Below are 23,802 nucleotides of genomic sequence, written 5' to 3'. Positions count from 1 at the left end.
CGTCTCCTGGCGGGCTTTAGATTTTCGCCCGATAGCAAAGCCTGTTTATGCTGCAACCGCAAGCAGGGGATTCATCACCGTCGCAGGAGCGGGGTGTGAAACGGCAGCGGAACAAGAGGAAGCGATGAGCGGAAAATCTGCGGCACTACAGGGGGATAGGGTCGCACTGATCGAGTTTCCCGCGCCTTTGCCCTGGCGGGTGGCGCTGGGGCCGGGGGCTGCGGGCGGTGCGGGGGATCTGGTGATCGCCTGCGCCTCGATCGGCCATGACCCCCTCCGCCCGCCCGTGCCGGAATTCCTGCGCCATGCGATGGCGGGCGGACGGCGGGCGATCTTCGTGACGGATGAAAGCCGGAGCTGGGGGCAGACGCCGGGGCTGACCGACGCGCTGCAAGAAGCCTTGGCCGCAGCGCGGCGGGCGGGGCCTCTGGGGCGCGTCCTGGTGCTGGGGCAGTCGATGGGAGCGGTGGTGGCGCTGAAGGCAGCGGCGATGGTCGGGGCCGATGCCGTTTTGGCCTTTGGGCCACAAAGCGGGCTGGGCGCGCTGGCGCCGCCGGGTGAGCGGCGCTGGCAGCCCTGGGCGGGGCGCTTGCGGGATGAAAGCGTGACTGTGCCCGCCGGCGTGGCGGTCACGCTGTTTCACGGGCTGCGCGATGACACGGCGCAGGCACGCGGCTTTCCGGCGCGCAGGGGCCTGGATCACCTTCTGTTCCCCGGGCAGGACCATTCCGGCCTTTGCCCGCATCTGTCAGGGCGGGGCGCCCTGGGCGGGCTGATCGAGGCGGCGCTGGCGGGCGACCGGCGGCGCCTGTTGCGCATCGCGACCTCGGCCGGAGGTGTGCGGCGCGACAGGTTGTGGCGGGATCAGGAGCCGCGATAGGTGGAATAGGCGAAGGGCGAGATCAGAAGGGGCACATGGTAATGCTGCGAAGCGTCGGCGATCCCAAAGCGGATCGGGATTTCGTCCAGAAACAGCGGGCCCTCCGCCGGGGATTGGCCCGACGCACGCAGATACGCCCCGGCGCAGAAGACCAGCTCATAGCTGCCTTCGGTCAGCTTGTCGCCAGACAGCATCGGCGCATCGGTGCGGCCATCGGCATTGGTCACCGTCTCGGCGATCTTGCGGTGGCTTTGTCCGCTGATCCGGTAGAGCATGATCTTCACGCCCGCCGCGGGTTTTCCCAGTGCCGTGTCGAGAACATGGGTCGTCAGCCTGCCGCCAGCCATTGCATTCCTCCGTGATCCTGCGCCCATCTGACCATGATTTCCGCGCCAGGGCCATTCTGCCCTGCCGCGACAGGTCTTTCAGCCATATTTTGAAAACACGCAGCGATTTTCGGCCCTAAGATGAAGATGCGACAAAGGAGTGCCCAAGGCATGAACCGTTATCCCCGCGATTTCCGCGGCCATGGCCCGAACCCGCCCGATGCGCGCTGGCCGGGGGGCGCGAAGATCGCGATCTCGCTGGTGCTGAACTATGAAGAGGGCGGCGAGAACAACATCCTGCATGGCGATGGCCAGTCGGAAGCCTTCCTGTCGGACATCGCGGGGGCAGCGCCCTGGCCGGGGATGCGGCATTGGAACATGGAATCGATTTATGACTATGGCGCGCGGGCCGGGTTCTGGCGGCTGCATCGGCTCTTCCTCGAAAAGGGCGTGCCGGTCACCATCTATGGCGTGACGTCGGCGCTGGCGCGCAATCCCGAGCAGGTGGCCGCGATGAAGGAGGCGGGCTGGGAGATCGCCAGCCACGGGCTGAAATGGGTCGATCACCGCGACATGCCGGTCGAGGAAGAGGCGCGGCAGATCATGGAGAGCTTCCGCCTGCATGAAGAGGTCGTGGGTACGCCGCCGCAGGGCTGGTACACTGGCCGCTGTTCGATGAACACCGTGCGGCTGACCGCCGAGACGCAGAGGCTCGCCTGGATTTCCGACACCTATGACGACGACCTGCCCTATTGGCTTGAGGTGGGGGACCATGACCAGCTGGTCATTCCCTATACGCTGGAAGCCAATGACATGCGCTTCGCCACGGCGCCGGGCTATATCGAGGGCGAGCAGTTCTTCACCTATCTCAAGGATACGTTCGACACGCTTTATGCCGAGGGTCAGGCGGGTCAGGCCAAGATGTTCTCGGTTGGGCTTCACAACCGGCTGATCGGCCGGCCCGGCAAGGTGGCGGGGCTGCGGCGGTTCCTGGACTATGCGCTGGGGCATGATGGCGTGTGGTTCGCGCGGCGGATCGACATTGCGCGCCACTGGGCGGCCGAGCATCCGCATCGGAGGATCGAGCGGCCAAGCCGGATGACGCGCGAGCGGTTTGTCGAACGCTTTGGCGGCATTTTTGAACATTCGCCCTGGATCGCCGAGGGCGCCTGGGAGCTGGAGCTGGGCCCGGCGCATGACAGTGCGGTCGGCTTGCACAATGCGCTGGCGCGGAGCTTCCGCAGCGCCAGCCCCGAGGCGCGGCTGGGCGTTCTGACGGCCCACCCCGATCTGGCGGGCAAGCTGGCGCAGGCCAAGCGGCTGACGGCGGATTCGACGGCGGAACAGGCCAGCGCGGCGCTCGATGCGCTGACCGATGCAGAGCGCGCGCGGTTCGAGTCGCTCAACGCCGAGTATGTCGCCAAGCACGGCTTTCCCTTCATCATAGCAGTGCGTGACAATACCAAGGACACGATCCTGGCCGCCTTCGCGGCGCGGATCGCCAATGAGACCGAGACCGAATTCGCCACGGCCTGCGCGCAGGTGGAGCGGATCGCGTTTCTGCGCCTGAAGGACCAATTGCCATGACTTCGTACCACCAGGTTACGGGCGGGCTGCCGCCACAGACCAGCCTGATGACCGGTCGCGCCGTCTTTACCGAGGCCTATGCCTTCATCCCCAAGGGCTGCTTTTCCGACATCGTGACAAGCTGCCTGCCGGGCTGGTCGCGCACCCGCCTCTGGCTGATCGCAAGGCCGATGAGCGGGTTTTCCGAAACCTTCAGCCAATATGTGATGGAAGTGCAGCCCGGCGGCGGGTCGGACGCGCCGGACGCGGAGGCGGGGGCAGAGCATTGGCTGTTCTTCACCGGCGGTCTGGCCACTTTGACGGTGGACGGGCAGGGGACGGAAATGGAGGCGGGCTCTTATGCCTATATTCCGCCGGACGCGCACTGGACACTCTGGGCCGAGGGAAATGTGCCCGCCCGGTTCCACTGGCTGCGCAAGCTCTACGAACCCGCGCCGGGCGTGGCGGTGCCGGAACATTTCACGGTGAACGAGCGCGATGTGGCGGTCCGTTTCATGCCCGATACGGGTGACCGCTGGGGCACGACGCGCTTTGTCGACCCCGAGGATGTGCGCCACGACGCCCATGTGAACATCGTGACCTTCCAGCCCGGCGGTGTGATCCCCTTTGAGGAGACGCATGTCATGGAGCACGGGTTGTATGTGCTTGAGGGTAAGGCGGTCTACAAGCTGAACAAGGACTGGGTCGAGGTCGAGGCGGGCGATTTCATGTGGCTGCGCGCCTATTGCCCGCAGGCCTGCTATGCCGCCGGTCCGGGGCGGTTCCGCTATCTTCTCTACAAGGACGTGAATCGCCATGCCCGGCTGCGCGGGCCGTGGCTGGGACGGTAACCGCGAGATGCGTCTGATCCGAACCGAGCCGCTGACGGCCGAGGCCTTTGCCCCCTTCGGGCAGGTGCTTGAGGGGACGGGCGACTTCCGCCTGATCAATGCGGGTCTGTGCCGGCGCCACCATGACCGCGCCGTGCTGGATTTCGGGCCGGAAGGCCGGGCCGGGATTTCGATCTTCAAGGCCGAAGCGCGGGCGCTGCCCTATGAGTTCGACCTGATCGAGCGCCATCCCGAGGGCTCGCAGGCCTTTCTGCCGATGGGGGCCGAGCCTTTTCTCGTCATCGTGACGGCCGATCCGCAAGCCCAGCCTCGCGCCTTTCTGACAAATGGTGCGCAGGGCATCAATCTAGCGCGCGGCACTTGGCACGGCGTCCTGACGCCTCTCGCGGCGCCCGGTCTCTTTGCGGTGGTGGACCGCATCGGTGCCACGCCCAATCTGGAAGAACACCGCTACAGCGAAGCCTGGCGGGTGATCCGGGGCTGAAGCGCCCGGACAAGAAGACCGGAGCGCGCCCGGGGGCGGCCCCGCATCCGGCAGTCAACAAGAACGCCCCCGGGAAAGGGATGGATATGACGAAGGATGTGCATCCGGTGGACGAGGGTCTCGCGCCGCCGAAATTGTTCACGCTGGGCCTTCAGCATGTGCTGGTGATGTATGCGGGGGCGGTGGCCGTGCCACTGATCATCGGGCGGGCGCTGAAACTTGAACCGGCCGATGTGGCCTTTCTGATCTCGGCAGACTTGTTCGTTTGCGGCATCGCCACCCTGATCCAGTCGCTGGGCGTGACGCAATGGTTCGGCATCAAGCTGCCTGTCATGATGGGCGTGACCTTTGCCGCCGTGGGGCCGATGCTGGCGATGGCGGGGGCCAATCCGGGGCCGGAAGGCGCGAGGGCAATCTTTGGCGCGATCATCGCAGCGGGGCTGATCTCGATCCTGATCGCGCCGCTGGTCAGCCGGATGCTGCGCTTTTTCCCGCCAGTGGTGACGGGCACGATCATCTTGGTGATCGGCGTCAGTCTGATGCGCATCGGCATCAATTGGATTTTCGGAAATCCGGTCGGACCGACCGCACCTTCAATCGTCGATCCGGCCTATGCGGATTGGCTGAAGGCCGTGACCGATGGCGTGGCGGCGGGGACGGTGACCGGGCTGCCGCCGGTGCCCGAGAAACTGGCTATCGCCGCCTCAGTGCCGAACCCGGCCTATGCGCCGCTGGGCAATATCCTGGTCTCGGCCATCGTGCTGTGTTCAATTCTTTCCATCGCCAAGTTCGGGCGTGGCTTTGTCGCCAATATCTCGGTCCTTCTGGGCATCGTGATCGGCGCCTTGATCGCGATCGTCATGGGCGCGATGACCTTTGGCAAGGTGGCCGACGCGGCCTGGTTCGGGCTGATCACGCCCTTCCATTTCGGCACACCGATCTTTGCGCTGGTGCCGGTGATTACCATGGTTCTGGTGATGATCGTGGTGATGATCGAATCGACCGGAATGTTCCTGGCGCTGGGCGAGATGACGGGCAAGAAGGTGGATCAACCGATGCTCTCGGCGGGCCTGCGCACCGATGGCGTGGGCACGCTGATCGGCGGCATCTTCAACACCTTCCCCTACACCTCCTTCAGCCAGAATGTCGGGCTGGTCGGCGTGACCGGAATCAAGAGTCGCTTCGTCTGCGTGGCGGGTGGCGTGATCTTGATCGTGCTGGGGCTGGTGCCGAAGATCGGTGCGCTGGTGGAATCGATCCCGACCATGGTTCTGGGCGGGGCGGGGCTGGTGATGTTCGGAATGGTGGCCGCGACGGGCATCCGCATTCTTGCCGGTGTCAACTTCGCCACCAACCGCAACAACCTGTTCATCGTCGCGGTGTCGCTGGGCATGGGGATGATCCCGCTGATCGCACCCAACTTCAAGCAGTGGATCTGGCATGACATTCACCCGTTGATCGAAAGCGGTATCCTGCTGGCCTCGATCGCCGCAGTCGTGCTGAACGCCTTCTTCAATGGCGCAGCTGAAGACCGGGCGGCGATCACGGCGGCGGCTTCCGCGGCGGATCACTGAACGCAAAAGGCCCCGCATTGGCGGGGCCTTTCCTTATCCGGCAGATGCGGCGGGCTTAGGCCAGCTGCAGATTGATCGCCGATTCGCGGCCATCGCGGCCACGCTCGACGTCGAAGGTCACCTTCTGGCCATCGGCCAGTTCACGGATGCCCGAGCGTTCCATCGCCGAGATATGCACGAAGACATCCTTCGAGCTGCCTTCCGGCGCGATGAAGCCGAAACCCTTGGTGCTGTTGAACCATTTCACGGTGCCATTGGCCATCGTGTCTACTCCTGTCTTTCACCACCCGCGGAATGCGATGGCCCGGCTTCGTCACGAGAAAGATCGAGAACTGAAGCCGCAAGGAGACAGGATTTCGATGATCGAGTGGTGTCGCCCCTGTCCCATGCGCCTTTTTCGGCTGGAAAGCCAATGAATTCGTTCAGCCGCATTTGGAATGGCCGCAGTCATTGCAGGTCATGCAGCCTTCCTTCATCACCATCGCATAGGCGCCGCAATTCGGGCAGGCGGGGCCGCGCGGGGTTTCGCCCACCGCCATCACGGCGGCTTTGGGGTCGGATTTCAATCCCAGCCCCTCGCCAGCGATAAAGCCGATGTCGATCAGATGGCGTTCGATCACCCCGCCGATGGCGGCAAGGATGGAGGGGACGTATTTGCCCCGCATCCAGGCGCCGCCGCGCGGATCGAAGACGGCCTTCAGCTCCTCGACGACGAAGGAAATGTCGCCGCCGCGCCGGAAGACCGCCGAAATCATCCGGGTCAGCGCCACGGTCCAGGCGAAATGCTCCATGTTCTTCGAATTGATGAAGACCTCGAAGGGGCGGCGGTGTCCGGCGATGACGATGTCATTGATGGTGATGTAAAGCGCGTGTTCGCTGCCCGGCCATTTGATCTTGTAGGTCTGGCCTTCCAGCGCGGCGGGCCGGTCGAGCGGGTCCGACAGATAGACCACCTCGGCCCCGTCGCTGGTCTGGCGGACGGTGGCGGGGGCTTCGGCCGGGGTCTTGTCGGACGCCTCGGCCACGGTCAGGACCGAGCCGGTCACGTCATTCGGGCGATAGGTGGTGCAGCCCTTGCAGCCCTGATCCCAGGCGGCCATGTAGACCTCCTTGAAATCGTCAAAGCTGATATCGGCGGGGCAGTTGATGGTCTTGGAGATCGAGCTGTCGACCCATTTCTGCGCTGCAGCCTGCATCTTGACATGGTCAAGCGGCGGCAGGGTCTGGGCGTCGACGAAATGGTCGGGCAGGGGGGCGTCGCCGTGCGTCTCGCGCCAGAGGCGGACGGCGTAATCCACCACCTCCTCCTCGGTGCGGCTCCCGTCCTTTTGCAGCACCTTGCGGGTATAGGCATAGGCGAAAACCGGCTCGATCCCGCTGGACACATTGCCAGCGTAAAGCGAGATCGTCCCGGTGGGCGCGACCGAGGTGAGGAGCGCGTTGCGGATGCCGTGCTGCGCGATGGCGGCGCGGACATCGGCATCCATGCGCTGCATGTTGCCGCTGGCAAGGAAGCCTTCGGCATCGAACAGCGGGAAGGTGCCCTTCTCGCGTGCCAGATCGACACTGGCAAGATAGGCCGAGCGGGCAATCGCATGCATCCAGCGGTCGGTCAGGGCCACGGCCTGATCGCTGCCATAGCGCGCGCCCAGCATCAGAAGTGCATCGGCCAGCCCGGTAACGCCCAGCCCGATCCGCCGCTTGGCCGCCGCCTCTTGCGCCTGCTGGGGCAGGGGGAAGCGGCTGGCATCGACGACATTGTCCATCATCCGCACCGCGATGCGCACCAGACGGTCCAGCGCGGCCGCATCCATCTGCGCCGTGGCGGTGAAGGCGCCGGTGACCAGCGTCGGCAGGTTGATCGAACCCAGAAGGCAGGCGCCATAGGGCGGCAGGGGCTGTTCGCCGCAGGGATTGGTGGCGGCGATGGTCTCGGCATAGCCCAGGTTGTTCGCGGTATTGATCCGGTCGATGAAGATCACGCCCGGTTCGGCGAAATCATAGGTCGAGCGCATGATCCGGTTCCACAGATCTCGCGCGTTCAGCGTCTTGTAGACCTTGCCGTCGAACTGCAATTCCCAAGGGCCATCGGCCTTGACCGCCGCCATGAAGGCATCAGTCACCAGGACGGAGAGGTTGAACATGCGCAGCCGGGCCGGGTCCTTCTTGGCCTCGATGAAGGCTTCCACATCGGGATGATCGCAGCGCATCGTCGCCATCATCGCGCCGCGGCGCGAGCCTGCAGACATGATGGTGCGGCACATCGCATCCCAGACATCCATGAAGGAGAGCGGTCCAGACGCGTCGGCGGCGACCCCCTTCACCTCGGCGCCGCGCGGCCGGATGGTCGAGAAATCATAACCGATGCCGCCGCCCTGCTGCATGGTCAGCGCGGCCTCTTTCAGCGCGTCGAAAATGCCGGGCATCGTGTCGGGGATGGTGCCCATGACGAAGCAGTTGAACAGTGTGACCGAGCGCCCGGTGCCCGCACCTGCGGTGATGCGGCCGGCGGGCAGGAACTTGAAGTCCTCAAGAGCGGCGTAGAATTCGCTTTCCCATTTCGCAGGCTCGGCCTCGGTTTCCGCCAGCGCGCGGGCGATCCGGCGCCAGCTGTCCTCGATCGTGCCGTCGATCGGCGTGCCATCCGCTTCCTTGAAGCGATACTTCATGTCCCAGATGGATTCGGCGATGGGGGCATGGAATCGCGACATGGGGCGATTTATCCTTGATCTGGTGGGCGCTGAGGCGGAAGCCGCAGGATATATCCCGGGGGCGACCGGGTCAATGAAGGCGCGGTCTTGCTGTGGCGGTGGCAGGGCCTATGCTTGGCACCATGGGATTCGTCAACCTTCTGAAGCTCTGCGTCGGGGCCGACTCGGTCGAGGACCTGACCGACTGGCAGGCCAGCCAGCGCGGCCGCTGGCCCGAGGGCCGGGCAATGCATGTCACCCGGATGTGGCCCAAGCGCGAGGATGAGGTGCTGGCTGGCGGCTCGCTCTACTGGGTGATCAAGGGCGTCGTCCTGTGTCGCCAGCGTCTGATGGGGCTTGAGGAAGTGCGCGGCGCCGATGGCATCCTGCGTTGCGGATTGGTGCTGGATGCCGAGCTGATCCGCACCGAGGCCGCACCCCGCCGTCCTTTCCAGGGCTGGCGCTACCTGAACCCCGAGGACAGCCCGCGCGATCTGCCGAAAGGCCGGGCCGCCGACGATGCCCTGCCGCCTGAACTGGCACAGGCTCTGGCCGAGATCGGGTTGCGCTGACCCGCCACGTTGTAGCCGCGGATGGGGCAGAGTTTCCGCCTTGGCCCCGCACGCTACCCCAATAGAGCGGCAGGCGGAGGGGGGGGCGAGCGGTCGAAGGCACAGCCTTGAAACAGAGCGGGCACGATGACTTCTGACGCCCGCCGAGGCCAGGGTCGCCCGCAAAACCCCATTGCCAAAACAGAGCGAGCTTGCCTCGATCCTCGATTTTGTGCCGGCGCGGGCTTTGGCCAACGAGGCCGGCGAGACGCCTGCGACCGCACGGACCCTATGGGTTACGCTGCGCCTTGGCCTGCCGGAGACATGGGGCGCTGCGGTGAGTGAGTGCGCGTCCGAGAGATGCCGCGCGCAGCATAGGCCAGCGAGCAAGGGGGGCGAAGCAGGCGAACCCTGCACCGATTTTCCACGCGAATTGCGTGTAGTTTGCAGGAAGGTCACGGAAAGCCGCTGAAAATCTCCGCCGAACGCCAAGGATGAACGTTGCCAGAAATGCGCTTGTTTCCCCTGGGCTTGGTGGATATACGGGCAGGCGGAGTGGTGGCCGAGTGGTCGAAGGCACACCCCTGCTAAGGGTGCAGGCGGGGAACCGTCTCGAGGGTTCGAATCCCTTCCACTCCGCCACCACATAACGCATTGATATTGAATGATTTTTACTAATGGCAATTGTGGTGCATTTTCCGCAGCTTGCGAGGTGCGCTGGCACCTAGAGACTTGAATTTGCACGCGAAATAGTCGTCCGAAATGGCGCGAGTCTCTGTTTGGCATTTGGCGCGATACGGTTTTCGGCCGCGGCTTTTGTCGTTGGATTTGACTTTGGGCCAATTCGAAGCTGACGCGGCGGTCCGAAGGGGTGGTGTTGCGATCACGGAACTGTCGCAAAGGTGCCAAACCTCGTAAAAGATACAAGGCTCAGAGCATGCTGGTGATGCACACTGAGATTGGAACGCGCCGGCGAGCATTCCCGACCGCCACGCTTCCGAGGATCAAAGCCCGCCGACGATCTGCCGCTGCTGATCCCAGTCCGCCGGCATCTGCCGCCGCTTGACCCATTCCGAAGTGAAGGCAACGGGCTGGCGGCCTGCCGCGACCTGATCGAGAAGATCCGGCGCGAGGAAGGCGAGGCCGATCATCTGCTGGATACGGCTGGTGGTGGTCTTCTCTTTGGTGGCGAGATCGCCGAAGGAGGTGCCGGCCTTGATGGCCGCATACCAGCGCTGTGCCGCCAGGATGTTCTTCGCCAAGACCGGGTCGACCTGCGGCACGGCAGCACCCAGGGTGATGCGGGCCTCGACGCCGCGGCGCTGCATCTGGAAGGAGGCGCTGATCCGTCGGGCCGCGCTGTCGATCCGATCCGCTGCGATACCCAGCCGTTCGGCCAGAACCTTTCGGTCGAGCCGCAGGAGAATGCTGCCCTGCTGGAGATCGGCGCGGCGCAGCAGCTGTGCCCAGAGATCGGCACTGCCCTCGGGGTCGCAGTCCATCGCTAGATACCGCATCTTCTCTTGCAGTCCGGGAATCTCGGACGCCGACAGATCGCGGACCAGATCGGTGAGTACCGTGGGCTTGCTTAGATGATCCCGCAGGATGCGGGCGATGCCGGTCTCGAGATCGCGGGCCGGCAGCCGCCAGGCATCGGGGTGCCTCTCGCGCCTGTCGGTAACTAGCCGGCGCGAGATGTAATAGCGCAGGCGCTTGCCGTTCTTGCGGGAATGGCTCGGGGTCAGCCGGTCGTCGGTCTCGTCGAAAAGCTTGCCGACCAGCGGTGAGCGTTCGGCCGCATTCGCGTGGCCGCGGCTACGCGCCGCTTCCGCAGCAAGCCGCTCCTGCAACGCGTCCCAAGCGACAGGATCGAGGATCGCCGGATGCTGGCCCGGATAGACCTTGTCGCGGTGCCGGATGCGGCCGGCATAGAGTGGATTGGTCAGGATCTGGTAGACATGGCCGCGGCTGAAGGGCGTCCCGCCGCTCCGGCTGATCTGGCCGGCCTCATAGGCATCCATCAAGAGCGCTTGGACGTCATCGTTCTTCGCGCGTGCAATGTCGACGGCGAGGCTTATGGGGATGAGGCCGGTTTCGACCGCTGCCACAAGCCGTTCCTCTCCACGCTCGAGAAGGGTCACAATCATGTTGACCCAGCTCTGGGTGCAGCCGATCTTTCCGGCGATGACGAGATCGGTATAGCCGCGCCGGTGCAGGCTGCCGATCTCGACCATCAGGTCAATCGGGCGGTGCTGGCGGCGTGCGATGTTCTCGACCAGGCTCATCACCATGCAGTCGGCATCTTCTGCCTCTATCACCACCGCGGGGATCTTGTTCTGTCCAAGCAAGCGGAAGGCGTCGAGCCGACCTTCGCCACACACAAGATCGTAGCGGTCAGGATCCCCGGGATGGGCACGAACGGTCACCGGTCGCTTGAGGCCGACCGCATCGATATTGTCGACGATCTCCCTGTGCTGGCGCTTGTTGCGGGCGCGGGGATTCAGGACCTCGATCCGGTCGATCGGGATCATCTGAAGGTGCTGGGGACGGGGTTGATCAGTCATGCTACCTCCCTGAGAGGTTTGCGCTCTGCGAGCGCGTAGAGCGGATCGAGGCTGTCAAAACGGTAGCCGTCGAGGGCGAGGCCATTCTCTTCGGCCAGACGAAGCCTGCCTGTGCCGATGTCGAAGAGCGGAAAGAGGAAATAGTCGAAAGGCTTGCGGTTAAGTTCGTCCATCCGGATGACGACGGAGATGTCCGGCACGAGTCCCGTATCGAACCGTACTCGCCAGCGCAGCGTGCCACCTTGCGTGCGCGTGCATCGGACAATCACCAGGGACAGAGTGAACTCGTCGTTGACGGTTACGATATCCGTTTCCACATCGCGAATGGCGGCACCGCCCGCGGCGGAAATCCCGTGCAATACGGAATCAATGACACCGGGATGAAGACGGCGGAGTTCGCGGTTGATCTCGATATAGCGATAGTCGCGCCGGGGCCGGAAGCCGACCAATTGATAGGCCCGGAGCAAACTGCCAAAGCGATGGCTGTAAGCGCTGCTGGAAGGGGTTGCGTCGGCCTCGTCGATGATCAGGCCTGACAAGGCGCCCTGCCGCTCCAGAAGCGCCTGCAGGGCGGCGAGCATGTCCTCATCCGACAGGCGGGCCGAACGTGCGGCGATGATCTGGTTGGCGGCCTCATGGAGCGCCGGATCGATGAGAGCGGGAAAGCTGTTCGGCGCCCGGATCCAGATGTCGGGATCGTTGCGCACCCGTTTCTTCTTGAGTTTGAAGGAGACCCGGTTCCAGACATTGGTGCCGATGTACTTCTCGTTGATCAACACCTGATGGACGGTGCCCCTGGTCCAGGGCCGGCCGAGGTCGGTCAGGATGCCCCGGGCGTTCAAAGCCTCGGCGATCTGCGCTTCGTTCCGACCCTCGTGCACGAAAGCGCGGTAGATCTCCGCGACAGTGGCAACTTCCTCCTCAGGCCCCGGGACGAGCACCACACGATCAGTCTGCAGGCTCTTCTGTTCGCCTTGCACCAGCGTGGCTTTGGGTGCGCCGTTCTGATCGATGAGAAGACGGCGCAGGCCGAACCCGGCCGGACCGCCCTGACGAAAGCCCTTCTCGATCAGACGGCATTGCCCGGCAAAGACCTTGCCGGACAGCTCCCGGCTGAATTCACCAGCCATGGCGCGCTTTATGCTCTTGACGATTGTCGAAATCGGACCGCCGTCGTTCTCGAACTGCTCGGCGCAGTAGTGCACAGCGATGCCGGCACGCCGGCAAACGTATTCGTAATAGGCGCTCTCATCCGCATCCTGAAAACGCCCCCAACGGCTGACGTCGTAAACGAGGATCGCTTCGAAATCCGCCTTTCCCGTGGTGACGGTCTCGATCAACTGTTCCAGGGCGTCCCGGCCTTTGATCAGCAACCCGCTCTTGCCCTCGTCGGCATAGGTGCGGACGACTTCCATGCCTCGCAAGGCTGCATAGGCCTGGATCGCGTCTGCCTGGTTCTCGGTCGAGTAGCGCTGATGATCGGTCGACATGCGCACATATTCGGCGGCCCGGACCAGCGGCGGGCCGTCGCGTGCTTTCCCTGTGAACGCGGGATCCACCACCGGGTTCGGCCTCCGTCTCCGTCGGGACAAAAGCAGTCATCGCCGGTGCCATGAGCACCGGGTAAGGTCGATCGTCATGCTATGAGTCCGGCGGAAGATAGCAGATTTTCGCGCGAGAGGCGCCGACCAAACGGGATCGAAAACCCGCATCGGCTGGATCGTGCCGGCGAGCCATCGGGCAAGATCCTGTTCCCTGCTCGAGTGGAAAACTACCCTGTTTGGCCCGAAAAAGTTCCCTGTTCCCGGTGGCAGGGAAATCTTTGATAACGCGTTGAAGAGTCGCAAGGATTTTGGGCGCATTGGCTCAAAACGGCCGAAAACAGCGGAAATTCCCTGTTATTTTCCCTGTTTGCAGGGAATTTTGTAGAGACGGGATAGCTCCGGACTGGCCCATCCGCCATAACATATTGATAATAAATGATTTTCGGTTTCCGCCGATATTCTCCCGTGTTTCCGGGGGTTAGGCGTGCTGTTCCTGGACGGAGACGCTCCACCTCCTTGATCTTCCCTGCAATTTGGCCCCGCGTCTCCGCAGGCGGCGCGCCCGGTTCGGTTTGGGGCCGATGCAAGAACAGGGAATTAACAGGGATTATCCGATTTTCCGGGCCGATCTTGGGATTTCGGCCTCGGAATCATCGCGCAATTTCCGTGGGTTGCGGGAGAATTCCCTGCTCGACAGGAACAGGGAACTTAGCTGTTTGATCCCACGGTTTGATGGTGCGATCCTTTCGAAGGAATGGAAGGAAGCACTATGGGACAAGTTCGTCACGGGAGCGCCACGACCACGCACGCCGTCAGAGCAGCAATACAGCGATCGCAGGCTTCGCTCGCGCAGTTGAGCCGGGAACTCGGCATTAACCCCAAGACGGTGGCGAAGTGGCGGAAGCGGGCGACGGTCGAGGATATGAAGGCTGGGCCGACCGAGCCTCGGTCCACCGTGCTGACCGAGGCCGAGGAGGCGATGGTCGTTGCCTTCCGGCGCCACACGCTCCTGCCGCTGGACGACTGTCTATATGCCCTGCAGTCGTCGATCCCGCACCTGACACGGTCAGCACTGCATCGGTGCTTGCAGCGTCATCGCATCTCGCGTCTGCCCGATGTCGATGGTGACAAGCCAAAGCGCCAGAAGTTCAAGCGGTATCCCATCGGCTTCTTCCACATCGACATTGCCGAGGTTCAGACCGGCGAGGGAAAGCTCTACCTGTTCGTCGGTATCGACCGAACTTCCAAGTTCGCTGTCGCTCAACTCGGTGCAACTGCTGACAGAAAGACGGCATGGGAGTTCCTGCAGCACATGCTCGAAGCCGTGCCCTACCAGGTTCACACCATTCTCGCCGACAACGGCATCCAGTTCACCGAGCAGCCCCGGAGCCGGAACACCGTCTATTCTCGGCCAATGCGCTTCGACATGATCTGTGAAGCCAACGGGATCGAGCACCGGCTGACCAAGCCGAACCACCCTTGGACGAACGGCCAGGTCGAACGAATGAACCGGACGATCAAGGACGCGACTGTGAAACGGTTCCATTACGGCAGCCACGACCAGCTGCGAACCCACCTCGCGGACTTCTTGGCGGCCTACAACTTCGCCCGCCGGCTCAAAACGCTCGGCGGCCTCACCCCCTACGAATACATCTGCAAAATCTGGACATCAGAACCAGATCGATTCATCCTCGATCCGATCCACCAGATGCCGGGACTGAACACCTAGGGCGTCGTGGCGCTAGAAATCAAACCGTGGTTGTTGCTTATCCTCCGAAAGTGGCCATCGACCAAGCGACACATGGCGGCTTTGACCCTGAAGACTGTCAATTAATATGACTTCCTCGATTGTCCAAAGGCTTGGTGTTGTGAGCATCCTCGGCTCGGAGAAGCCGGGCCCATAGGCGAGCGTCACATGCGGTGTGGGTTTTGTGGAGCGGGACCCGGGAAGGCCTAACCTGCGGCAAGCCGCATGCAGGTCCGCTGCAATCTCGTTGAGTTTGTGGTTCCTGCCCTCGGTCGTCGCGACAAGCGGGTAGTTGCCGGGAGCGCCATTGAACGTCATCAGCCGATCAAGGCGAAGGGTGAAAGGGGCAGTCCGCAAAGCGTTGGCGGCCTGGCGCGCGCGCTGGACAAGCATTGGATGCAGATGATCCAAGCCCGCAACCGCGTAGATGCTGAGGTGAAGGGTGTCGGCTCGGAACGGTTCTCCGGTCCCCATTGCTTGCCATGCCTTGGCCAACTGATCCTTGATCTCGGACGGCGGGACTGCGGCAAAGAACAAGACGTGGCCGGGGCGTTGTGCCGGTTTTGATTGCGTCACGAGGCTATGATCCAGCATTCTGTACCGTTCTCAGTTGATCTGCATCGGATTGATCGGGCAAGTTCTTTTTGTCGCTGGCCTTCTGCTCTACCAGGTTCGGCCGGGCTGGCCCGTTAATGGAAATCCCTTGGAGCGGCGACGATACGTGCATTCCTCGGATGGCCGGGGGTGGGCGCCGGGATCGGGTGCTTCTCCTCGTCCGCGCGGGAAAGGGGCGGCATCAGGCTGCGGTCGGACAGGCGCAGAAGGATGTCGCTGCGGTCCTGCAAGGCCTCGACCACGATATGGGTCACGCCGGATGCCGGATCGCGTTGCAACCGACCGGTCACCTGCAGCAGCCGGGTGGTCATGATCACCTTGCGAAAGGCAGTCATGACCTCGGGCCAGACCACCAGATTGGCCACCCCCGTCTCATCCTTCAGCGTGATGAAGCAGACGCCCTTGGCGCTGCCGGGGCGCTGGCGGACAAGGACCAGCCCGGCGAGTTGCAGGCGCTGGCCGTTGCGGCAACCGGCTAGGTCCACGGCGCGCGCATAGCCCTGCCTGGCCATGCTGGCGCGCAGGAAGGCCATGGGGTGTGCTTTCAGGGACAGGCGCAGGGTCTGGCAATCGGCCACCACGTGTTCGCAGACCGGCATGGCAGGCAGGCTGATGCGCGGCTCGGCCCCCTCGTCGCGGTCGCTGCGGAACAGCGGCAGGTCGGGGGCATCCTTTAGCGCCTTCGCTTCCCACAATGCCGCCCGGCGGACGAGGCCCATGGAGCGGAAGGCATCTGCCGCCGCGAGGGCGCGGATCGTGCGGCCATCAAGCCGGGCGCGGGTGACGAGATCGGGGATATCGGCAAAGGGTTCGTCGCGGGCGGCCATCAGCCGTTCCGCCACTTCCTGCCGCAGCCCCAGCCGCAGGGCGAACTGGTTGCCTGAGGGCTCCAAGGTATTGTCCCAGTTGCTGAAATTCACATCCGTCTCGCGCAGCTCCACCCCATGTTCGCGGGCGTCGCGGACGATCTGGGCGGGGGCGTAGAACCCCATCGGCTGGGAATTCAGCAGCGCGCAGGCAAAGGCCGCCGGCTGGTGGCATTTCATCCAGCTGGACACATAGACCAGCAGCGCAAAGCTGACCGCATGGCTTTCTGGAAAGCCGCAGACGCCGAACCCCTTGATCTGGTTGAAGCAACGCCGGACGCAGTCGGGATCATGACGGAGACGAGAGAACAGTCCTTGGCGCCCAGCCGTTGGCGTTGTCAGAGGAACCGAGCTTGCCGCGGGGCGGGGTGTTCGCTGGCCTTCCCGGATGCCTAACCGCTCGCCGTTCCGCAGCCCCTCGATCATCCGCCTTGCGGTGATGCTCACCATCCGGTTCCCGCTCTCTCCGCGCAATGTCGAGGACCTGCTGCACGAACGCGGGATCGAGAACAGCCACGAGACGGTTCGCTCGTGGTGGAACCGGTTCGTCCCGATCTTCGCGTCGGAGATCAGGGGCATGCGGGTTGACCGGATGCGCGCCCGCCGGCACTGGCGCGGACACGCGGACGAGGTCTAGGTGAGGATCAATGACGAGATGCCCTGCCTCTGGCGGGGCGTCGTCCATGAGGGCGAGGTGCAGGAAAGCGTCATCACCAGGCCGCGGGACCGCAAGGCGGCCCTGAAATTCCTCAGGAAATCGATGAAACCGTACGGACGACCCGAGACCATCGTGACGGACCAGCTTCGCTCCTGCGGCGCTGGCTCAACAATCGGGCCGAGAATTCACACTTGCCGTTCCGCCGCATGCATACCTTGCAGAAGTTCGCTTCAGTGCATGACGCGGTCCACACCCACTTTCCGACCGAGCGCCACCTCCAAGATCGCAACGCCTACAAAACAGACCCGCGCCGCCGCCCTCGCCGCGTGGCGCGGCCTTTTCGCTGCCTGACAGGCGGGTGGGGTAGGGGAAACAGAGACCGGTTCGCATTCGTCTGACAGCACCCGTCCGTATCCTGGCGTAGGATGGCCTTGTCAGAGGGAGTCTGCTTGCGGCGGGGCAGGGCAGCTCGGGGCGACGACGGGGGGCACCATGACGTGAGCCTCATCGCGATCCCGGTTCAAGGCCGCCCGGCCAAGGAGCGTCAGCGTGACCGGCGTCGTTATGATGACGAATATGCCGATCACCAGCTCATGCGCGAAAAACCGGTTCTGCAGCCAGGACCATGCGAGGAGCGAGGCCAGCAGGATCCCCGCCGCACCCCAGCTGGTGCCCAGGGTCGGGGCGTGGAGGCGGTCGTAGAAGGTCCGCAGCTGGACCAGGCCAAAGGCGCCCAGCAGGGTCAGCGTGCTGCCAAGGACCAGAAGCGCGGCCACGATGCCCATCAGCCAGGACGGCAGACCCTCGAGCGCGGTCATTCGATCACCTCGCCGCGCAGGATGAACTTGGCCAAGGTCACCGTGCCGACGAAGCCCCCGATGGCGATCACCAGCGCGGCCTCGAACAGGAATGGCGTTCCAAGGCGCATCCCGGTGACGATGAACAGCAGCATTGTGATGATGTAGAGGGCGTCCAGCCCCAGGACCCGGTCCTGCGCGCGCGGTCCGGCGATGATGCGCCACGCCGATAGGCAGGCCGCAAGGCCGAGGGCGAACTGCGCCCAGGTCAGGGCAAGCCACAGAACCGTGCTCATGCGAAAGCCTCCAGCAGCAGCGTCTCGTAGCGGTCACGGATCAGCACGGACCATTCCTCCTCGTCGATTAGGTCGAAGACATGTAACAGCAGCGTCCCGGCCTCGCTGTCATGTTCCAGCCAGGCGGTCCCGGGCGTGGCCGTCAGGATGATCGCCAGCAGGGCAAGCGGCACTGGATCGCGCAGGCGCAGCGGCACCAGCACGAAGCCGGACCGGCGCGTGCCGCGGCGGCCGCCGGTCAGGATCAGCCAGGCAACCGCCGCGTTGGAGCGGACGATGTCCAGCGCGACCCGGCCGAGCAGCCGGAACAGCGCCGACCAGGACCGGATGCGGGGGGCCTGCGACTCGATCCGGCCCAGGGCCAGCCCGGCCAGGACCGCGATGACCGAGCCCAGCAGCAGATGGCCCAGCGAGAAGCGGGTCAGCAGAAGCCACATCAGGACCAGCGCTGCGGTGATCAGCGGATGGGGCAGGACACGGGTCACGGGCCGCCCTCCTCTTCCGTGGCGCGGGGGGCGCCCAGCACGCCTTCGGCATAGATCGAGGATTGCTGCAACGCCTCGCCCACGTCGCGCATGTAGCGCAGGGTGACATCGGCCTTGACCGTCAGCGCCAGAAGCATGGCGATCAGCACCACGACGGGAACGATCTCCAGCGCCAGGACGCGGGGGGGCTCGCCCTCGGTGGCCCAGAAGGTCTGGATGCCGACGCGGCCGAGCGAGAGGAGCGTGGCGAAGCCCGAGAGGATCAGCAGGATGACGAAGGCCCAGGACAGGCCTGGGGTCGCGGCGCCTTCGGACAGCAGACCCTGCAGCATCCCAAGCTTGCCCAGGAAGCCCGAGAGCGGCGGCAGCCCGGCCAGAGCGATGACGCAAGCACCGAAGGCCAGGCCCAGCACGGTCAGCGTGCCGGGGATGGCCAGGCCCACCTCGGGCGCGGTCTCCTCGTCCTGCTCGTCCAGACCATAGGCATCGGCGGTCAGGGCCAGCATCGAGGCGATGCTGCCGTCCTCGCGGCTCATCGGTTCGATCAGCAGGAACAGGGCCGAGATCGCGAGGGTGGAGGACACCAGGTAGAACAGCGCCGCCGACAGGATCTGCGGCTCGGCGCCCATCATCACGAAGCCCCCGGCCGCGAGGACCGTGCCCGAGGAAACCAGCACCAGATGCGCGGCGATCCGGCCCAGGCCTTGCGAGGCGAGGACGCCCAGCAGGCCGAAGGCGATGGTGGCGAGGCCGCCGAGGATCACCACCTCGGCCCCGAACCCGGCCGAGGCCGCAGCGCCGGTGCCGAAGATCAGGAAAGACAGGCGCAGGATCACATAGACCCCGACCTTGGTCATGATGGCGAACATCGCCGCCACCGGCGCTGCCCCGGCCATATAGGCGGTGGGCAGCCAGAAGGACATCGGCCAGATCCCGGACTTGATCAGGAATGCCAACGCCATGAACGCGGCCCCGGCTTGGAACAGCGGCAGGCGCGCCTCGGGCAGGGCGGGGACCAGCATCGATAGCTGCGCCATGTTCAGCGTGCCGGTGGCCCCGTAGACCAGGCTGACGCCGATCAGGAACAGAAGTGAGCCGGTGAGGTTGATGGCGATGTAGTGAAGCCCACCCAGCACGCGCAGCGCGCCTCCTCCATGCAGGAGAAGTCCGTAGGACGCGGCCAGAAGAACCTCGAAGAACACGAAGAGATTGAACAGGTCGCCGGTCAGGAAGGCGCCGTTCAGCCCCATCACCAGGAATTGGAACATGCTGTGGAAATGCTGGCCCTGGCGGTGCCAGCCCGCCGCCGCGTAGAGGAGCGCGGGCAGGGCCAGAAGCCCGGTCAGCACCAGCATCATCGCCGAGAGCCGGTCCACGACCAGCGTGATCCCGTAGGGCGCGGCCCAGTCGCCGAGGAGGTAGAAGCCAATCTCGCTGTTGCCGGTGAAGGCGCTGGTCTTGGATCGCACCAGCAGCTCGACCGAGACGAGAAGCGTCGCCGCGATGGCGATCAGGCCGATCGTCAACTTGGCGCGCCGCTGCCTCTCGTCATAGACGAGGAGAAGCGCCCCGGCGAAGAAGGGGATCAGGATTGGCGCGATGATCAGATGTTCGGGGCCCAACGTCACTGTTCACGCTCCTGCCCGTCGACATGGTCATTGCCGGTCAACCCGCGCGAGGCGATCAGCACCACCAAGAACAGCGCGGTGGTGGCGAAGCTGATTACGATGGCCGTCAGCACCAGCGCCTGCGGCAGCGGGTCGGCATAGGCGGCGGGGTTCACATACCAGCTCTTGCCCATGATCGGCGGCGCGCCCAGCGTGATCCGCCCCATCGAGAAGATGAAGAGGTTGACCGCATAGGAGAGCAGGCAAAGGCCGATGATCACCTGGAAGGTGCGGGGGCGCAGCAGCAGCCAGATCCCCGAGGCGGCCAGGATGCCGATGGCTGCGGACAGGACGGCTTCCATCACGCCTCCTCCTCTGACGCCGGGGCGCTGATGCGCTCGCGCATCCGGGCGCGGCGCAGCGACTGGTGGGCCACGGCGATCAGCATCAGGACCGTGGCGCCCACGACCAGCGAGAACACCCCGGCATCGAAGATCAGCGCCGTCGCGGCCGGCACCTCGCCGATCAGCGGCAGGGTCATGTAGCGGGCATACATGGTCAGGAACGGATAGCCGAAGAGGAAGGCCCCGACCCCGGTAGCTCCGGCGATTAGCAGGCCGAAGCCCATCCAGCGCACCGGCAGGACGGTCAGCCGGTCCTCGACCCAGCGCACGTCGTGGGCCAGATATTGCATCAGGATGGCGACCGAGATCGTCACCCCTGCCGCGAAGCCGCCGCCCGGAAGGTCATGGCCGCGGAAGAACAAATAGGCCGCCAGCACGATCATCACCGGGAACATCCAGCGCATGATGACCGAGGGCACCAGCAGGGCATCGGCCAGGCTGCGGTCTTCCAATCCGGCCTTTTCCCGGATCGACATGGTGCTTTCCGGCGCCGGCCGGAAGCGACGCAGCAAGGCGAAGACGGTGATGCCGACGATGGCCAGTACAGTGATCTCGCCGAACGTGTCGAAGGCACGGAAATCGACGAGGATGACGTTGACGGCATTGGTGCCCGCCCCCTCGTAATAGGCGTTGCGCAGGAACCAGTCGCCCACGTTCGGGAACAGCGGCCAGGTCATCATCACATAGGCGATCGCGGCCAGGCCGGCCCCGCCGACCATCGCGATCACCGCGTCGCCGCCCCGGCGGATGCGGGCGGGCAGCAGCTTGTCCGCCGCGATCTCCTCGCGCCGCTTCGGCATCCAGCGCAGGCCCAGCAGCAGAAGCACGGTGGTCACGATCTCCACCAGAAGCTGCGTCACCGCCAGATCGGGGGCCGAGGCCCAGGCGAAGGTCATGCAGGTGACGACCCCCGCCCCGCCCAGAAGGACGACCGAGGCGAAGCGGTGATACTTGGCCAGCCAGGCCGCCCCCACGGCACAGACCCCGCCGACCGCCCAGAGAAGGGCAAAGGCCGGGTTGAACGGCGTGGTCCGCAATTGGGGCGCCAGTTGCAGGACGCCCCACAGCGTCGCGCCTCCGGCCAGAATCGTCAGCAAGACGATCAGCCGGATCTGCGGCTGCAACCTCTCCGTACCGAAGATGCGGTGGACCACGCGGGGGAACCGCCAGGTCAGCGCCAGCAGCAGCTTCTCGAACACCCGCTGCGCCCGAACGCGGTGCATCAGCGGCGGGCCCTCCGGGCCTTCGGCGATCCAGCGTCCCAGCACCCCATACATGATGACGCCGACGCCCAGGGCGATCAGGCTCATCACCAGGGGCGTGTTGAAGCCGTGCCAGACGGCAATGTCCTTGTAGGGCAGATCCGCCCCCAGCACCGATTGCGCGGCCAGGTTCAGCGTGGGCCCCAGCGTCAGGCCGGGCAGGATGCCGACGACCAGGCAGACCAGAACCAGAAGCTGCACCGGCAGGCGCATCAGCGCGGGCGGCTCATGCGGTTCCTTCGGCAGATCCTGCGGCGCTGGCCCGAAGAACACGGTGGCGATGAAGCGCACCGAATAGGCGACGGCGAAGGCCCCGGCCAGGGTGGCGAAATAAGGCAGCGAGTCATCCAGCCAGCTGCCATTGTGCCAATCGGCGGCCTCGGCGAAGAACATCTCCTTCGAGATGAAGCCGTTCAACAGCGGCACCCCCGCCATTGCGGCCGAGGCGACGATGGCCAGCGCCCCGGTGATCGGCATGTAGCGGATCAGCCCGCTCAGCTTGCGCATGTCGCGGGTGCCCGTCTCATGGTCGATGATCCCGGCGGTCATGAAGAGCGAGGCCTTGAAGACCGCATGGTTCACGATGTGGAACATCGCGGCCAGGATCGCGGCATTGGACCCGATCCCGGTCAGCGCGGTGATCAGGCCCAGATGGCTGATGGTGGAATAGGCGAGGAGGCCCTTCAGGTCATGCCGGAAGAGCGCAATCAGCGAGCCGAGGACCAGCGTCACCATCCCCGTGCCGACCACGGCGAAGAACCACAGATCGGTCTGGCCCAGGACGGGCGAGAAGCGCACCAGCAGGAAGACCCCGGCCTTCACCATGGTGGCCGAATGCAGGAAGGCCGAGACCGGCGTGGGCGCGGCCATGGCGCCGGGCAGCCAGAAATGGAACGGCATCTGCGCCGATTTGGTGAAGCAGCCCAGAAGGAAAAGGCCCAGCACCAGCGGATAGAGCGGATCGGCCCGCACGATGTCTCCCGCCGCGAGCACGCGGTCCAGGTCGTAGCTGCCGACGATCTGGCCCAGGATCAGCATGGCGACCAGCAGACAAAGCCCGCCGAGGCCGGTGACGATCAGCGCCATCCGTGCCCCGTCGCGCGCCGCCTGCTTCTGGTGCCAATAGCCGATCAGAAGGAAGGAGAGGATCGAGGTCAGCTCCCAGAAGACCACCAGCATCAGGATGTTGCCCGACATCAGCATGCCGACCATGGCCCCGGTGAAGGCCATGAGGAAGGCATAGAAGCGGGGGACGGGATCGGCCTTGGACAGGTAGTAACGGGCGTAGATCAGGACCAGGATGCCGATGGCGAAGACCAGCGTCACGAACATCCAGACGAAGGCATCCATGCGGAAGCCCAGGTCCAGGCCCAGCGTGGGAACCCAGCGCAGCGTGCCGCGCAGCACCTGGCCCTCGCTGATCGGGGCGTGCAGCACGGCGAGGATCGCCAGACCTGCCGCGAGGAGCAGCCCCGAGACGAGCGCCGCCGCGCCATGCGCCGACGCCCGGACCGTGCTTGCCGCGATCGCCGCGGCAAAGGGCAGTCCGACCAGGATGAGCAGCAGGTTTTCTTCGATCATGCGCCCGGAGGTGCCCTTTCTTCAGCGGTGGCGGTCCAGATCCTTCCGGTTGACAAGTCAAGAGCATGACCGCCAGCGGCGGTTGATGCCCATGCCTCAAATCGTTGGAGGGACGTTGCTCTCGATTAAGTCCTCATATCCGCCGTTTCAAGTCGGATCCCGGCCGTTTGTGACGGTAACCCGCTGCTGATCGTCCAGGCGGGTGTTGACAGAGGAACCGCGCTTGCCGTTGGGGTCGGGTTGTCCGCTAGGCTCGCCGGATGACCGAGCGCTCGCCGTTCCGCTGCTTCAAGACCAGCCCGTCGATCGTCCACTTTGCGCTGATGCTCACCATTCGGTTCCCGCTCTCTGGACTTGCCCGGGTTTGGTGGAGAGCGTTAGCTCAGTTCCCGGCCCTTTCGCTCGAAGTCGATGGGGCTCTTGAAGCCGAGTGATGAATGCCGCCTGACGGGTT

21 protein-coding genes, 1 tRNA gene and 1 pseudogene are annotated in these 23,802 nt (G+C 64.6%); 10 read left to right on the top strand and 13 right to left on the bottom strand.

Features of this window, described 5'->3' with window-relative positions; translation table 11 throughout:
• The first annotated feature begins 124 nt into the window (after window positions 1–124).
• Window positions 125–880, top strand: a complete 756-nt coding sequence (locus ACED67_RS21135) for an alpha/beta fold hydrolase (RefSeq protein WP_395543720.1) — start codon at window positions 125–127, stop codon at window positions 878–880.
• On the opposite strand, the gene uraH is transcribed toward ACED67_RS21135, so the two are convergent.
• Complete coding sequence (gene uraH / locus ACED67_RS21130; RefSeq protein WP_395543719.1) at window positions 865–1,227, bottom strand: hydroxyisourate hydrolase; 363 nt, start codon at window positions 1,225–1,227, stop codon at window positions 865–867. The two genes, ACED67_RS21135 and uraH, sit on opposite strands and share 16 nt — an antisense overlap.
• Window positions 1,228–1,377: 150 nt before the next feature.
• Between uraH and puuE the strand changes: the two genes are divergently transcribed.
• From puuE to ACED67_RS21110, 4 genes are all read left to right on the top strand, one after another.
• Window positions 1,378–2,793: an allantoinase PuuE gene (gene puuE, locus ACED67_RS21125; protein WP_395543718.1), complete on the top strand. Its 1,416-nt coding sequence runs from the start codon at window positions 1,378–1,380 to the stop codon at window positions 2,791–2,793.
• Window positions 2,790–3,623 (top strand): bifunctional allantoicase/(S)-ureidoglycine aminohydrolase, encoded by an 834-nt coding sequence (locus tag ACED67_RS21120; RefSeq protein ID WP_395543717.1) that lies wholly within the window; start codon window positions 2,790–2,792, stop codon window positions 3,621–3,623. The genes puuE and ACED67_RS21120 overlap by 4 nt, the downstream gene beginning before the upstream one ends.
• Before the next feature lie 7 nt (window positions 3,624–3,630).
• Window positions 3,631–4,107: an ureidoglycolate lyase gene (locus ACED67_RS21115; RefSeq protein ID WP_395543716.1), complete on the top strand. Its 477-nt coding sequence runs from the start codon at window positions 3,631–3,633 to the stop codon at window positions 4,105–4,107.
• Window positions 4,108–4,193: 86 nt separating this feature from the next.
• A complete protein-coding gene (locus tag ACED67_RS21110; RefSeq protein WP_395543715.1) occupies window positions 4,194–5,681 on the top strand; it encodes a nucleobase:cation symporter-2 family protein in 1,488 nt (495 codons plus the stop codon).
• A gap of 55 nt (window positions 5,682–5,736) precedes the next feature.
• Here ACED67_RS21110 and ACED67_RS21105 read toward each other — a convergent pair whose 3' ends face one another.
• Together ACED67_RS21105 and ACED67_RS21100 are read right to left on the bottom strand one after the other, a co-directional pair.
• Window positions 5,737–5,943, bottom strand: a complete 207-nt coding sequence (locus ACED67_RS21105) for a cold-shock protein (protein ID WP_395543714.1) — start codon at window positions 5,941–5,943, stop codon at window positions 5,737–5,739.
• 160 nt (window positions 5,944–6,103) lie between these two features.
• Entirely contained in the window at window positions 6,104–8,392 is a 2,289-nt protein-coding gene (locus ACED67_RS21100; protein ID WP_395543713.1) for an adenosylcobalamin-dependent ribonucleoside-diphosphate reductase, read from the bottom strand.
• 122 nt (window positions 8,393–8,514) lie between these two features.
• On the opposite strand from ACED67_RS21100, the gene ACED67_RS21095 reads away from it, so the two are divergent.
• Both ACED67_RS21095 and ACED67_RS21090 read left to right on the top strand, forming a co-directional pair.
• A complete protein-coding gene (locus ACED67_RS21095; protein ID WP_395543712.1) occupies window positions 8,515–8,943 on the top strand; it encodes a DUF1489 family protein in 429 nt (142 codons plus the stop codon).
• Window positions 8,944–9,474: 531 nt separating this feature from the next.
• A tRNA-Ser gene (locus ACED67_RS21090) sits at window positions 9,475–9,564 on the top strand.
• A gap of 362 nt (window positions 9,565–9,926) precedes the next feature.
• Here ACED67_RS21090 and ACED67_RS21085 read toward each other — a convergent pair.
• Window positions 9,927–11,486 carry a plasmid partitioning protein RepB C-terminal domain-containing protein gene (locus ACED67_RS21085; protein WP_395543711.1) on the bottom strand — a complete coding sequence of 520 codons (1,560 nt, stop codon included), beginning with the start codon at window positions 11,484–11,486 and terminating at the stop codon, window positions 9,927–9,929.
• Window positions 11,483–13,045, bottom strand: a complete 1,563-nt coding sequence (locus ACED67_RS21080) for a recombinase family protein (RefSeq protein ID WP_395543710.1) — start codon at window positions 13,043–13,045, stop codon at window positions 11,483–11,485. The genes ACED67_RS21085 and ACED67_RS21080 overlap by 4 nt, the downstream gene beginning before the upstream one ends.
• 754 nt (window positions 13,046–13,799) lie before the next feature.
• On the opposite strand from ACED67_RS21080, the gene ACED67_RS21075 reads away from it, so the two are divergent.
• Window positions 13,800–14,759 carry an IS481 family transposase gene (locus ACED67_RS21075; RefSeq protein WP_395543709.1) on the top strand — a complete coding sequence of 320 codons (960 nt, stop codon included), beginning with the start codon at window positions 13,800–13,802 and terminating at the stop codon, window positions 14,757–14,759.
• 12 nt (window positions 14,760–14,771) lie between these two features.
• Here the strand turns inward: ACED67_RS21075 and ACED67_RS21070 are convergent, their stop codons facing one another.
• Window positions 14,772–15,251: a 2'-5' RNA ligase family protein gene (locus ACED67_RS21070; RefSeq protein WP_395543735.1), complete on the bottom strand. Its 480-nt coding sequence runs from the start codon at window positions 15,249–15,251 to the stop codon at window positions 14,772–14,774.
• 215 nt (window positions 15,252–15,466) lie between these two features.
• Entirely contained in the window at window positions 15,467–16,438 is a 972-nt protein-coding gene (locus tag ACED67_RS21065; RefSeq protein ID WP_395543708.1) for a helix-hairpin-helix domain-containing protein, read from the bottom strand.
• A gap of 208 nt (window positions 16,439–16,646) precedes the next feature.
• On the opposite strand from ACED67_RS21065, the pseudogene ACED67_RS21060 reads away from it, so the two are divergent.
• A pseudogene (locus tag ACED67_RS21060) lies at window positions 16,647–17,267 on the top strand (IS6 family transposase).
• Window positions 17,268–17,350: 83 nt separating this feature from the next.
• Here the strand turns inward: ACED67_RS21060 and mnhG are convergent.
• Genes mnhG through ACED67_RS21030 form a run of 6 tightly spaced genes read right to left on the bottom strand, consistent with a single transcriptional unit; the run spans window position 17,351 to window position 23,348 of the window.
• Window positions 17,351–17,734, bottom strand: coding sequence for a monovalent cation/H(+) antiporter subunit G (gene mnhG, locus ACED67_RS21055; RefSeq protein ID WP_395543707.1), 384 nt, complete (start codon window positions 17,732–17,734; stop codon window positions 17,351–17,353).
• Complete coding sequence (locus ACED67_RS21050; RefSeq protein WP_395543706.1) at window positions 17,731–18,009, bottom strand: K+/H+ antiporter subunit F; 279 nt, start codon at window positions 18,007–18,009, stop codon at window positions 17,731–17,733. The genes mnhG and ACED67_RS21050 overlap by 4 nt, the downstream gene beginning before the upstream one ends.
• Window positions 18,006–18,494 carry a Na+/H+ antiporter subunit E gene (locus ACED67_RS21045; protein WP_395543705.1) on the bottom strand — a complete coding sequence of 163 codons (489 nt, stop codon included), beginning with the start codon at window positions 18,492–18,494 and terminating at the stop codon, window positions 18,006–18,008. The genes ACED67_RS21050 and ACED67_RS21045 overlap by 4 nt, the downstream gene beginning before the upstream one ends.
• Window positions 18,491–20,122, bottom strand: coding sequence for a monovalent cation/H+ antiporter subunit D (locus ACED67_RS21040; RefSeq protein WP_395543704.1), 1,632 nt, complete (start codon window positions 20,120–20,122; stop codon window positions 18,491–18,493). Before ACED67_RS21040 ends, ACED67_RS21045 begins: the two co-directional genes overlap by 4 nt.
• Window positions 20,119–20,463, bottom strand: coding sequence for a Na+/H+ antiporter subunit C (locus ACED67_RS21035; RefSeq protein WP_395543703.1), 345 nt, complete (start codon window positions 20,461–20,463; stop codon window positions 20,119–20,121). Before ACED67_RS21035 ends, ACED67_RS21040 begins: the two co-directional genes overlap by 4 nt.
• The gene (locus tag ACED67_RS21030) at window positions 20,463–23,348 is read right to left on the bottom strand and encodes a monovalent cation/H+ antiporter subunit A (protein ID WP_395543702.1); all 2,886 of its coding nucleotides are present in this window, start codon (window positions 23,346–23,348) and stop codon (window positions 20,463–20,465) included. The genes ACED67_RS21035 and ACED67_RS21030 overlap by 1 nt, the downstream gene beginning before the upstream one ends.
• Before the next feature lie 260 nt (window positions 23,349–23,608).
• Between ACED67_RS21030 and ACED67_RS21025 the strand changes: the two genes are divergently transcribed.
• Window positions 23,609–23,782 carry a hypothetical protein gene (locus ACED67_RS21025; RefSeq protein ID WP_395543701.1) on the top strand — a complete coding sequence of 58 codons (174 nt, stop codon included), beginning with the start codon at window positions 23,609–23,611 and terminating at the stop codon, window positions 23,780–23,782.
• The last annotated feature ends 20 nt before the right edge of the window (window positions 23,783–23,802 follow it).

This window comes from Neotabrizicola paludis, from assembly GCF_044142105.1.
GTDB lineage: Bacteria > Pseudomonadota > Alphaproteobacteria > Rhodobacterales > Rhodobacteraceae > Pseudogemmobacter.
The sequence above is the reverse complement of the archived record's forward strand: the minus strand, read 5'-3'. Positions and strand labels throughout refer to the sequence as shown.